We start from the raw sequence: 12155 nt of genomic DNA, 5'->3' as shown, positions 1-12155 counted from the left end.
CCGCTCCCTCAGACCCGGGACCGGTACAGCCCGAACTCCGCGATGTGCACGGTGCTTCGGGCCTGCGTCACCCGAAGTCGCCACCGGCGGGCGCTCACCGGAGCCGGCAGGAGCAGGATGCGGCTGGCGCCGATGGTTCCGGCCTCCGCGACCTGCGTCCAGGCGCCGTCGCGGAACGCCTCGACGACGAAGCTCTCCACCTGCTGTCCGTGCCGGATGTCCTCCGCGAGGCGGATCCGGTCCACCTCCTGCTCGCGGCCCAGGTCCACCGTGACGCGGTCCGGTGCCACGGTCCTGCGGGCGCCCCGTGCCAGGTCGCGGGGCAGCTCGTGCTCGATCCGCTCGCGGAACTCGCGCAGGCGCACGACGTCGGTGCTGTGCAGCAGACCGTCCGTGTCCGGCGGAACGTTGAGGAGGAGAACGGCGTTGCGGCCCACCGAGCCGAAGAAGATCTCCGCCAAGTAGTCCACGGACTTGGGCTGTTGGTCGGGGTGGTAGAACCAGCCGTCGCGGATGGAGACATCGCACTCGGCGGGCCACCACTGGAGGTAGTCCGTCGCCGGCTGCGCCTTCACCAGTGCGGCACGGCCGCCCTCGTCGGGGGTGTCGTAGGACAGGGCCCAGTCGGTACGGCCGTACTGGTTCTCCTTGACCGGGATGACGCTCCACTCGTCCTCGCGCGCGATCCCGCTCTCGTTGCCGACCCAGCGCAGGTCGGGCCCTGTGACGGCGATCGCCGCGTCGGGGGCGAGGGATCTCACCAGGGTGTACCAGCTGTCCCAGTCGTAGCTCTCCACCTTGTCGGGCGGGATGTGCCCCTGGGCGCCGTCGAACCACACCTCGTCCACGGGTCCGTACTCGGTGAGCACCTCGTACAGGGTGTTGAGCATGTGGGCGCCGTAGTCGGTGGCGGCGAGGGTGTGGAAGCGGTCCGGCGTACGGTCGTCGCCCGGCACGAGGGTCGGGATCGTGCGCGGGGTGCGGGCGCTGCCGTTGGCGTACACGCCGTGCAGGTACTGGTTCTCGTCGGCGGGCGAGAGATAGACGCCGACCTTGAGGCCGTACCGGCGCATCGAGTCGGCGAACGAACGCAGTACGTCCCCCCGGCCGTCACGCCAACTGCTGGACGCCACCGTGTGGTCGGTGTAGCGGGAGGGGTAGAGGACGAAGCCGTCGTGGTGCTTGACGGTGAGGATGGCGAGCTTGAAGCCGCCGTCCTTCAGGGCGGCCGCCCACTGGTCGGTGTCGAGGCCGGCCGGCTGGAAGACGTCCGGGTCCTCGTCGCCGGTGCCCCACTCCAGGCCGGTGAAGGTGTTCACGCCGAAGTGCAGGAAGGCGGTGCGCTCCAGGCTCTGCCAGGCGATCTGCCGTGCGGTGGGCCGGACCTGGGAGGCCTTGCGGACGAGGTCGGCCTCGGTGTCGTCCGCCGAGACGGGGATGCGGTAGAAGCGGTCGCCGGGGGAAGCCGCGGCGGCAAGCGTGGGGATGCCGGTCACGGCGAGCGCGGTGGCCGCGGTGACGAAGAGGCGTCTGGAGACAGTCATGGGGTAGGGCTCCTCAGCTCAAGTGCCAGACCGCGGGGGTGCGTTGATCGGACGGGTACTGCACGATCCGGCCGTCGTCCGTGACGGTGAGCGCCATCTGCGTGATCGCGTCGACGAGCCGGTGGCCGCCCGCCACGGGCTCCAACTCCCAGCGCTGCAAGGTGTTCGTGGCGTCGCAGGTGTCCCAGGTCGCCTCGACTCCTGGCTGCAGCGGCACGTTGAGGGTGAGCTTGCCACCGCTGATCGCGAGACAGCCCGCCGCCGACCGGAGGGTCACATAGCCGTCCGCCGTGCGCTGCACGGAGGCCGTGAAGGACTGCCCGAAGGTATAAGTCCCGTCCGCCACCGGCACCTTGGTCAGGTCCCGCCATCCGGGCGCGTGCCCGACAGCCGTACCGCGCGCCACGAACTCGCCGTAGGTGGCGTCGGGATGCGGATCGCCCCACGTCGCCTGAGCGACATGGCGCAGCGCCGGCCAGAGCCGCACGGCGACCTCATTCTCGGTCTCACCGCGCCCGTTGTCCGGCCACAGGCTGATCTTCGCCCCGGTCACGCCCTGCGCGGACGCCAGTTTCTCGCCCTCGAAGCTGCGCGGGTCCCAGCTCTGGTCGTACAGCGACGCGGTGTCACTGTGGAAGCCTCCGCGGATCAGGTACAGCGAGTACGAGGCGTTCATCACCGAGTAGCCCTGCGCGATGAGCCGGCTCGGCTTCACCGCCACGTCCAGCCAGTGTTCGACGGTGGTGTCGGTCTTCACCGGGACGGTGTTGGCGCCGGTCAGTCCGTCGTTCCAGATCCGCAGCCTGACGCCCTTGCTCGCCGCGTAGTCGTGGACCCGGTTGACGAAGTCGATGAAGGCGTCCTGCGGGGTGGCGCCCGAACCGTACTTCTGCTGGGCGTACTTGAGGATCTGCGGGTACTTCGCGAAGTCGGAGCCGAGCATGTACTCGTCGGCGCCCATGTGCCAGGACTTCGAGGTGAAGACCTGGGCGTACTCGTCCATCAGGCTCGTGTAGTAGTCGAAGGCGGCCGACTGGGTGATGTCGAGCCGCGAGGGCTGCTTGACGCCGTCGGAGTCGGTGAGCTGGAGGTCGGGGCGGTTCTCGATCCACGGGTCGATGTGCCCCGGGGAGTTGATCTCGGGGATGATCTCGACGTGGTACTTGTCGCCCAGCGCGACGAGCTGCCGTATCTCGTCCTTGGTGTAGTAGCCCCAGGTGTTCGCCTCGGGGTGGGCCGCGCTCTTGACCTTCAGTTCCACGAGCAGCTGGTTGAGCTTGTTGTAGGACATCTCGCGGACGAGGTTCTCCAGCCAGGGCAGCGAGATGTGGATGTAGCAGGCGCACACGCCCACGCCCCGCTCCTTGTAGCGCGGCACGTCGACGGTGTGTCCGGCGGGGATCCGGTCGCCCTGGGCGAGGAGCTGCAGGAGGGTCCGGGTGCCGTAGAAGGCTCCGGTCTCGGTGCCGCCGGTGATCGACAGGCTTCTGCCGGCGTGGAGTTCGTAGCCTTCGGCGCCGAGGGCTCTGCGGGACGGCTCGACGTCGATAACGATGTCACCGGCCCGGGCTCGGCTCCGCACGACGGAGATTTTCCCGTGGCCCGCCGTCCGGAGATCACCGGCCAGCGTCGCGGCGACCCGCCGTTCGACAGGGCTGTCGGCCACCAGACGCGTGCCGTCGGCCCGGTACACATAGCTGCCGGACTCCGCGGTCCAGTCGGTCAGGGCCGGCACGGTGACCGGCGGCCCCTGGTCCGAGCGGGCGAGCGCCGGAACCGGCGCCAGGAGCAGCGTCAGCAGCGCCACGACGGCGGCGAATCTCAGCCGTTTCCTCATGAGCGACTCCCCTATTCATCGGAGGCCTGATAATTGAGCTGAGCCTTGGACCTGTCAATGGGGCCATTCACAGCCAAAGTTGCCTCATTGATCGGATGACCTGCCCGTCAGTCGCCGCCCCTCGACCGGGTGGCCGCGAAAAGTCCAAGAACACCGGACCGAATGTCCAAGCGCGAGCGCTCTCGACTCGACAGCCGCCTCCGGGCAGAGTTCTCCCTACGTACTCGCCAGTAGCCCCGAGGAGCGCACGTGACCAGCTGGGTCGGCCGCACCGCCGCCGAGATCGCCGCCGCCGTCCGCGAGAAGCGGGCCACGCCCCGGGAGGTCGTGGCCGAGCACCTTGCCCGGATCGAGAAGCTCGACGGGCGGGTCGGGGCCTTCCGGCTGGTGCGGGCCGAGGCGGCACTGGCCGAGGCCGACGAGGTGGGCTCCCGGGGCGACCTGGGCGAACTCCCGCTGGCCGGCGTCCCCGTGGCCGTCAAGGACAACCTCGCCGTGCGCGGCGAGAGCAACCGCGTCGGCACCGCCGCGACCCCGGACACCCCGGCCGACGCCGACCATGCCGTCGTGGCCCGGCTGCGGGCCGCCGGCGCGGTGGTCGTAGGGCTGACGAACGTGCCCGAGCTGTGCGTCTTCGGCACCACGGAGGGCGTCCACGGCACCGCCCGCAACCCGTGGGACACCTCGCGCACCGCGGGCGGCTCGTCCGGCGGCAGCGCGGCGGCGGTCGCCGCGGGCCTGGTCCCGGTCGCCCTCGGCAACGACGGCATGGGCTCGCTGCGCATCCCCGCGGCCAACTGCGGCCTCGTCACCCTGAAGCCGGGATCGGGGGTGGTACCTGCCGGCATCAGCGACGGCGACTGGTTCGGCATGTCCGAAAACGGCCCGCTCGCGACCACGGTCGAGGACACCCGGCTGCTGCTCTCGGTCATCGCCGACGCCGAGTTCGCGCGCCGGGACGCACCCGCCACGCTCGACGTCGCCGTGTCCCTGCGCAGCCCGCTCGCCGGGGTCACCATCAGCGCCCCGTACGCGAACGCGGTCCGGGAGGCGGCCGCACTGCTGATCAAGGCGGGGCACCAGGTGCGGCGCGCCGACCCGCCCTACCCGCTGTCGCTGGGCGTCACCTCGCTCGCCACCTGGACGGCGGGCACCTCGGTGGACGCGGCGGGGCTGGACCCACGGCTGCTGGCGCGGCGCACCCGGGTGCACGCGGCGATCGGCCGGCGCTTCGTCAACGGCGTGCGCAAGGGTACGGCCCGGCAGGCACTGCGTGAGCGCCTGGAGCCGTTCTTCGCCGAGCACGACGTCCTGCTGCTGCCGGCGCTGGCCCGCCGCTCCCCCAAGGCCGAGGCCTGGCACGAGCGGGGCTGGCTGCGCAACGTCCTGGCCAACTCCAACTACTCGCCGCTCACCCCGCCGTGGAACCTCACCGGCTGGCCGGCCATGTCGGTCCCGCTCGGCACTCTGCCCTCGGGCGCCCCCACCGCCGTACAACTGGTGGCGCGGCCGGGGTCGGAGGCGCTGCTGCTGGAGGTGGCGGCGGAACTGGAGCAGCGGCAGCCCTGGCGGCGGACGGCACCGCTCGACTGAACTACGCCTACAGGGCTCGGTACATGATGTGCAGCCCGACCCGCCCGTGCCGGGGGTGCTCGAAGGCCTCCGGCACGGTGCCGAGGATCGTGAAGCCGAGCGAGGTCCACAGCTTCACGGCCGGGTTGGTCTCGACGACGGCGTTGAACACCATCCCGCGGTAGCCGTCGGCCGCTGCGGCGGCCAGGATGTGCTCGGCGAGCGCGCGGCCGAAGCCGCGGCCGCCCCGGTCGGGGTCGACCATGAAGCCGGCGTTGGCGATACGGGCGCCCGGGCCGCCGTAGTTGGGGGTGACGTAGGCCGAGGCGACGATCTCGCCGCTCTCGTCCTCGACGACGTACACGCGCTTGGCCGGGTGCATCCACAGGGCGCGCGCGGCTTCCTCGGAGGTGTCCGGGTCCCAGGTGTAGGTCTCCGCGGCGGCCACGATCCGGTGCCAGAAAGGCCAGATCCGCGGCCAGTCGTCGGCCGCGGCTTCTCTGATCGGCATGGGCGCCAGTCTCGCACGCCCATGCCGTCGGCGATCACGAAGGGTCGTGCGGTCAGTCCACGCTGGGCAGGATGTGGGGCTCGGCGAGGTCGTCCTCGTAGCCCGCGAGACGGATGGGGGCGGAGCGCGCCCACACGTCGAGACTGCCGATGTCCCCGGGCCGTCGGCCCGCACGCTCCGGGCGTTCCTTGGGGCGTTGCTCGCGATTCGTCTTCTCCGGTGTCACCGCGCACTCCTTATGTGTCGGGCTCACCCTCGGAACGTCACCTGTCCACTGCTACGGCCGGGTGCCAGGGCGTCCGCTCGGGTCTTGGGTCGAGATCGGGTTCGGACGCGGTGGCGCCGGTAACTCAGGTGAGAGCAGGCCGTGGTGACCGGCTTGTCCCGGGACGGACCGTGGGTGTGGGTAGGACCCCGTACTGCCGTCCGTCCGCTACAGATTAACCAGATGAGCGGAGGCGCGCTCGATAGGGGCGGAAAACATGGTGTAACCATTACGAGTCGCCCGCACTCTTCGGCCGGTTTCCGGTGGATTTCGGCCCGTTGAGGGCATTGTGCGGTTCACCCGCTCGGCCTACATCGTCGCTCGGCTCTTCGACCGGCCCGGGGTGAGCAGTTCAAGTCCCGTTGGCCGAATCGCAAGCCGCCCATGATCTGCTGCCGTACGGCAACGGCTGGACCGGCGGAAGGTCTGACGTATGGAGCTGCGCAGTATCGAAGAGCTGATGGATCTGCTGTACGCCTGCCGGCACCAACACGCGCTGCGGACCGCCGCGCTGCTGCGCCGGGGGCGCCCCGCCGACAAGGAGCTCCAGGTCGCGGGGCTCGTCCAGGGCATCGGGCAATTGCTGTGCCCGGACGACGAGGTGCTGCGGGCCGCACGGACCGCCGAGGCCGTACGACCGTTGCTCGGCGAGCGGGTCCACCGGCTGGTGCGTCACCACGGCCCCACGACCGACGACGACCTGCTGCGGCTGCGCCAGGCCGCCGAGGAGAGCCGGACCGCCGGGTTCGACGCGGGTGTCCTGGAGGACTGGCGCGGCGTGCTGGAACTGGTCGCCTCCCATAACTCCCGTATGCAGACTGTCGACTGACGGCCCGTCATGAGACGGTACAGCGATGACGTCGTCGTACGGACTTGCCGGGAGAGCCGCCGTCGTCACCGGCGCCACCCGCGGGATCGGCCTGGCCGTCGCCCGGCAGCTGGCCGACGCGGGGGCGCTGGTGTGCGTGACGGCCCGGGACGCGGCGGAGGTCCGCCGTACCGCCGCCGAGCTGGGCGGCATCGGCCTGGCGGGCAGCGTCGCCGACCCGGAGCATCTGCGGGCGCTCGTCGAACTGGCCCTGAGCGAGTTCGGGCGGGTCGACGTCCTCGTCAACAACGCCGCGACGAACCAGCCGTACGGCCCCCTGATGGACGTCGATCCGGACGGGTGGCGGGAGGCGTTCACCGTCAACGTGGAGGCGGCCCTGCGGCTCGTGCAGGGCGCGTGGCACGGCTGGATGCGGGAGCACGGCGGGGCGGTGGTCAACGTGTGCACGGAGGGCGCCGGGCATGTGGGGCCGAACGTCGGCGCGTACGGCACGAGCAAGGCGGCGCTGCTTCACCTCACCCAGCAGCTGGCGGGCGAGCTGGCGCCGGGAGTGCGGGTGAACTCCGTCTCCCCCGGGCTCGTACGGACGGAGATGGCGCGGTTCGTGTGGGAGAAGGGTCCCGTCGAGCTGCCGCTGGGGCGGATCGGTGAGCCCGGGGACATCGCGCGGGCCGTGGTGTGGCTCGCGTCCGACGCGGCCGAGTGGATCACTGGGGCGGATCTGCTGGTGGACGGAGGCACGCGGGTGCGGGCGGCGCACCCGGGCGGGTACGCCGTCCACGACCGGCTGCGGTCCGGCGCGCCGCCGCACTCATGACCGCGTCACGGGAACAGGGCGATGCCCATGAGGACGATCACGCCCGCGAAGACGACGAGCGCGATCATGCCCCAGCTCCAGGGGTGCCTGATCGGATCGGAGGCACCGCCGCGGGGACGGTCCTCCGGGAGCTCGTGCAGGACCGGACGGTCGCTCGCGTAGAACTCCTCGTCGGTCGGGTAGTGGTTGCGCGGATCGTTGAAGGCGCGCGGATCGATGCTGTGTGGACGTGCCATGACAACTCCTGGCGCGGGGAACTATCCGGGCTCCGGGTTCCCCCGCCGACGGCGGCCCACACGTCAGGGCTGCCGGCTCACCACTTGCCGGGCGCGTAGTCCTTCAGGAAGACCCCGTACACGTCCTCGCCGACCTCGCCGCGCACGATCGGGTCGTAGACGCGGGCCGCGCCGTCGACCAGGTCGAGGGGGGCGTGGAAGCCCTCCTCGGCGAGGCGGAGCTTGTCGTAGTGGGGGCGTTCGTCGGTGATCCAGCCGGTGTCGACCGAGGTCATGAGGATGCCGTCGCTCTGGAACATCTCCTGGGCGCTGGTCCGGGTGACCATGTTCATCGCGGCCTTGGCGGCGTTGGTGTTGGGGTGGCCGGCGCCCTTGTAGCCGCGGCCGAAGACCCCTTCCATCGCCGAGACGTTCACGACGTAGGCGCGTCCGCTCCTCGCCTTCTTCGCCGCGTCGGCCATGGCCGGACGCAGGGCGCTGATCAGGATGAAGGGCGCCGTGTAGTTGCACAGCTGGGTCTCGAGGAGCTCCACCGGGGAGATCTGCTCGATGGTCTGCACCCAGGTGTTGCTGTCGACGACGTCGGGGACGAGGCCGCCCGCGTCGATGGCGGTGCCGTCGAGGTGCCGGGCGACGCTGGCGTTGCCCGCGACCAGGGCGAGATCGGCGACCTGCTGGGCGTCGAGGCCGGAGATCCCGGCGGGCAGGGAGGCGAGTCCGTCGACCGCGCCCGAGCCGAAGGCACCGATGACGTGGTGGGCGGGGAGCTCACCGGCGGGCAGCGGGGCGCTCTCGCCGTCGACCAGGGCGGCGTAGGCGGAGGGCAGCCGGCGTACGGTCTGGGTCGCGTTGTTGACGAGGATGTCGAGCGGCCCCGCCTCGGCGACCTGCTCGGCGAGGGCCACGGCCTGGGCGGGGTCGCGCAGGTCGATGCCGACGACCTCCAGGCGGTGGATCCAGTCCCCGGAGTCGTCCATGGCCTTGAAGCGGCGGATGGCGTCCTTCGGGAAGCGGGTGGTGATCGTGGTGTGGGCGCCGTCGCGCAGCAGCCTCAGCGCGATGTACATGCCGATCTTGGCGCGGCCGCCGGTGAGCAGGGCCCGCTTGCCGGTCAGGTCCGCCCGGACGTCCCGCTTGGCGCGGTTCAGGGCGGCGCAGTCCGGACAGAGCTGGTGGTAGAAGTAGTCGACCTCGACGTACCGGGTCTTGCAGGTGTAGCAGGAGCGCGGGCGCTGGAGTATCCCCGCGACCCGGCCCTCCTCGGTGACCGACGACGGCAGGATGCCCTCGGTCTCGTCGTCGATGCGCTGGGCGGAGCCGGTCGCCGTGGCCTCCGTGACCGCCTTGTCGTGCGCGGTCTTGGCGGCCCTGCGGTCCTGGCGGCGGCGCTGCTTGACGGTGCGGTAGACGCCCGCGGTGGCCCGGCGCACGGTGATGGCGTCGGGGTGGTCGACATCCAGCTTGTCGAGTTCCTCGAGCACGCCGAGGCAGACGGCCAGTCGCTCCGGGTCGATACCGGGGCCGTGCACGACCTCGTCACCGGGCTCGGGCAGGACCTCGTCCGTGATCGTCGCCGAGCCGTCGTCTGTCACCGTCATCGCGCTGCCGTTTCCCTGGTCACCCGCGCGGCGCTCCGGCCGCTTCCGCCTGTCGAACAGGAAATTTTACTTCAGCGCCGGAGCCGGTCCGCACATCCACAAACGATCAAGAACCGCAGGCGGTCAGCAGTTCCTTCACCTCCTCGCCCAGCGCCCGGGCGAGCCGGTCCAGGTCGGGCACGGCCTCGGCGTCGGCGACCAGGCCGTAGTGGACCTGTCCCCGATAGGTCGAGATGGCGACCGCGAGGGACTGGCCGTGGGCGAGCGGGGCGAAGGGGTAGACCTCCGTGACCGGGTTGCCGCCGAGCTTCAGTCCGATACTGGGCAGCGGCACGCTGGTGACGAGGATGTCGAACCAGAGCTTGGCACCCTGGCCGGCCAGCGGTCCGCCGAGGCGGTGGCCGAGGGCCGGGACGTGGTCGGCGAGCAGGGCGACCGCGCCCGCGCCCCGGTTGGGACCCGCGTCCTTGTTGCGGTCCATGGCCGTACGGACCGTGTCGAGGCGGGCCAGCGGGTCGGGGTCGAAGACCGGAAGCCGTATCAGGTAGCCGGAGAGCCGGTTGCCCTGAGGGTGCGCGGTGCGCGGACGGCGCTTGGAGACGGGGATCAGGGCGCGGGGCGCCACGCCCTCGCTGCCGTCGCCGCGCTCGTCCAGCCAGCGCCGCAGGGCACCGGCGACCACCGCGATCAGGACGTCGTTGACGGTGCCGCCCCGGGCCTTGCGGACGTGGTGCACGTCGTCGAGGTCGACGACGACTCCGGCGGTACGGCGGGTGCCGCTGGACTCGGCGGTGAGCGCGGCCGAGGAGCACACGCCCACGGAGGACAGGGCTACGGAGGCGCCGATGTCGAGGGCGCGGCCCAGGTCGGAGACGGCGCCCCGGACCAGGCCGGGCAGCTTGCGCACGTCCGGCAGCAGTGCCTTGGGCGGCTCCTCGGGACGTGGCCTGCGCGCGGGCAGGTCCATCGGGTCCAGGACGGCGGCGGCGAGCGTCAGCGCCCGCAGCCCGTCGGCCAGGGCGTGGTGGAACTTGAAGAGCACGGCGAAGGAGGTGCCGTCCTCGCCGGGCAGTACATGCGCCTCCCATGGGGGCCGTTCGCGGTCGAGCGGCCGCTGCATGAGCCGGCCGGCCTCGGTGTGGAAGTCCGCGGTCGGGGCGTGCAGCAGGACATGCCTGCGCGGGTCGAAGCCGGGGTCGGACACCCGGGCCGCGCCCCCGAAGGCGTACGGGAAGCCCAGCGGCCACACGTCGCGGATCCGCATCCTGAGGCCGGGTACGGCGGCCGCCCGGCCCGCCAGCAGGTCGGCCGCGTGGGCGCCGGCTGTGGGCGAGTGCGCGGTGAAGACGCCGAGTGCTCCCAGGTGCATCGGGTGCTCGGCGGATTCCATGTTCCAGAAAGCCAGGTCGAGAGGTGCGAGCAGGTCAGAGGTCAATGGCTTGCCTCGCGTCGACGAAGGGTGAGCCAGCAGTCAACAGCCCCTCGGCGATTACGGTCAAGTACGATCAAGCTACGCACAGTTAACGTCACGTAAAGTCCCGCCCCTCTTGAAAGAGGCGGGACTCATGGTGCGGAAGTGACCATCGGCCGGTTGTCCCCCAGCCCGCCGGAGCGCCACGACCGGCCGTTCGGGTGCGCCACGACCGGCCGTTCGGGTGCGCGCGGCGAGGCCGGTCCTCACGACACCAGTTGTCCCTTCCCGAGCGCGATCACCCCGCCCTTGGAGACCGTGTACAGCTCCGCGTCCCGCTCCGGGTTCACCCCGATCGTCGCGCCCGGCGGGACCTCCACGTTCTTGTCGAGAACCGCTCCGCGGACCACCGCGCCCCGCCCGATCTTGACGTTGTCGTGCAGCACCGAGCCCTGGACCACGGCCCCCGGGTCGACCAGGACACCGGGCGACAGCACCGAGCGCGAGACCTGCCCGCGGATGAGGCAGCCCGCGCTGATGATGGACTCGCTGGCGATGCCCCCGGCGTTGAAGCGGGCCGGGGAGAGCTGGCCGGAGTGCGTGTAGACGGGCCACTGCCGGTTGTACAGGTTGAAGGCGGGGCGCTCGGCGATCAGGTCCATGTGGGCGTCGTAGTAGGCGTCCAGGGTGCCCACGTCCCGCCAGTAGCCGCGGTCGCGGGTGGTCTCGCCCGGGACGTGGTTGGCGCTGAAGTCGTAGAGCTGGGCCTCGCCGCGTTCGGTGAGCTGCGGGAGGATCGAACCACCCATGTCATGGATGGAGTGGGGGTCCTCGGAGTCCCGCTGGAGCGCCTCGATCAGGGCCTTGGTCGTGAAGATGTAGTTGCCCATCGAGGCGAACACGCTGTCCGGGTCGTCCGCGAGGCCCGGTGGGTCGGCGGGCTTCTCCAGGAAGCCCTCCACCGTGAGGCCGTCCGAGCCCGGGGAGATCACCCCGAACGACGGGGACTCCGAGCGCGGGACACGGATCCCGGCCACGGTGACGCCCGCGCCGGACTCGATGTGCTGGGCGAGCATCTGGCGCGGGTCCATGCGGTACACGTGGTCGGCGCCGAAGACCGCGACGTACTCGGGGCGCTCGTCGTAGATCAGGTTCAGGGACTGCAGGATCGCGTCCGCGCTGCCCAGGTACCAGCGCGGGCCGAGGCGCTGCTGGGCGGGCACCGGCGTGATGTAGTTGCCGAGCAGGCTCGACATCCGCCAGGTGGTGGTGATGTGCCGGTCCAGCGAGTGCGACTTGTACTGCGTGAGGACGCAGATGCGCAGGATGTCGCCGTTGACGAGGTTGGACAGGACGAAGTCGACCAGTCGATACGTTCCTCCGAAAGTGACCGCCGGTTTGGCGCGGTCTGTGGTCAGCGGCATCAGGCGTTTGCCTTCTCCGCCCGCCAGTACGATGCCGAGCACCGAAGGTCCGCCACGACGCATGGCCGCTCCCCTCACCCTGGTTTGACCCATCACTGCCCTCGCGAGGGG

General features: G+C 71.1%; 11 protein-coding genes. 3 read left to right on the top strand and 8 right to left on the bottom strand.

The features are described 5' to 3' along the window. Nucleotides 1-8: 8 nt before the first annotated feature. Nucleotides 9-1544, bottom strand: a complete 1536-nt coding sequence (locus ACFYRX_RS22765) for an alpha-L-fucosidase (protein ID WP_389102523.1) — start codon at nucleotides 1542-1544, stop codon at nucleotides 9-11. Nucleotides 1545-1557: 13 nt separating this feature from the next. Beyond that, nucleotides 1558-3381 carry a family 20 glycosylhydrolase gene (locus ACFYRX_RS22760; protein WP_389102520.1) on the bottom strand — a complete coding sequence of 608 codons (1824 nt, stop codon included), beginning with the start codon at nucleotides 3379-3381 and terminating at the stop codon, nucleotides 1558-1560. A 249-nt stretch (nucleotides 3382-3630) separates the two neighbouring features. Between ACFYRX_RS22760 and ACFYRX_RS22755 the strand changes: the two genes are divergently transcribed. Beyond that, on the top strand, nucleotides 3631-4974 hold the full coding sequence (locus tag ACFYRX_RS22755; protein WP_389102517.1) for an amidase: 1344 nt from the start codon (nucleotides 3631-3633) through the stop codon (nucleotides 4972-4974). A 7-nt stretch (nucleotides 4975-4981) separates the two neighbouring features. Here ACFYRX_RS22755 and ACFYRX_RS22750 read toward each other — a convergent pair whose 3' ends face one another. Beyond that, nucleotides 4982-5464: a GNAT family N-acetyltransferase gene (locus tag ACFYRX_RS22750; protein ID WP_389102514.1), complete on the bottom strand. Its 483-nt coding sequence runs from the start codon at nucleotides 5462-5464 to the stop codon at nucleotides 4982-4984. A 52-nt stretch (nucleotides 5465-5516) separates the two neighbouring features. Further along, nucleotides 5517-5690 (bottom strand): hypothetical protein, encoded by a 174-nt coding sequence (locus ACFYRX_RS22745; protein WP_007386357.1) that lies wholly within the window; start codon nucleotides 5688-5690, stop codon nucleotides 5517-5519. Nucleotides 5691-6162: 472 nt separating this feature from the next. On the opposite strand from ACFYRX_RS22745, the gene ACFYRX_RS22740 reads away from it, so the two are divergent. Then, nucleotides 6163-6558 (top strand): hypothetical protein, encoded by a 396-nt coding sequence (locus ACFYRX_RS22740; RefSeq protein WP_389102511.1) that lies wholly within the window; start codon nucleotides 6163-6165, stop codon nucleotides 6556-6558. A gap of 25 nt (nucleotides 6559-6583) precedes the next feature. After that, nucleotides 6584-7375, top strand: coding sequence for an SDR family oxidoreductase (locus ACFYRX_RS22735; protein WP_389102510.1), 792 nt, complete (start codon nucleotides 6584-6586; stop codon nucleotides 7373-7375). A 5-nt stretch (nucleotides 7376-7380) separates the two neighbouring features. Here ACFYRX_RS22735 and ACFYRX_RS22730 read toward each other — a convergent pair whose 3' ends face one another. From ACFYRX_RS22730 to glgC, 4 genes are all read right to left on the bottom strand, one after another. Further along, the gene (locus ACFYRX_RS22730; protein WP_389102507.1) at nucleotides 7381-7611 is read right to left on the bottom strand and encodes a hypothetical protein; all 231 of its coding nucleotides are present in this window, start codon (nucleotides 7609-7611) and stop codon (nucleotides 7381-7383) included. 77 nt (nucleotides 7612-7688) lie between these two features. Next, on the bottom strand, nucleotides 7689-9209 hold the full coding sequence (locus ACFYRX_RS22725; RefSeq protein WP_389102505.1) for an SDR family NAD(P)-dependent oxidoreductase: 1521 nt from the start codon (nucleotides 9207-9209) through the stop codon (nucleotides 7689-7691). Between the two features lie 106 nt (nucleotides 9210-9315). Continuing rightward, the gene (locus tag ACFYRX_RS22720) at nucleotides 9316-10644 is read right to left on the bottom strand and encodes a wax ester/triacylglycerol synthase family O-acyltransferase (RefSeq protein WP_389102502.1); all 1329 of its coding nucleotides are present in this window, start codon (nucleotides 10642-10644) and stop codon (nucleotides 9316-9318) included. 242 nt (nucleotides 10645-10886) lie between these two features. Then, on the bottom strand, nucleotides 10887-12107 hold the full coding sequence (glgC, locus tag ACFYRX_RS22715; protein WP_389102499.1) for a glucose-1-phosphate adenylyltransferase: 1221 nt from the start codon (nucleotides 12105-12107) through the stop codon (nucleotides 10887-10889). Between the last annotated feature and the right edge of the window lie 48 nt (nucleotides 12108-12155).

Source organism: Streptomyces sp. NPDC005374 (assembly GCF_042872225.1).
GTDB lineage: Bacteria > Actinomycetota > Actinomycetes > Streptomycetales > Streptomycetaceae > Streptomyces.
Note: the sequence above shows the minus strand (reverse complement) of the source record. Positions and strands in the feature narration are given on the sequence as shown.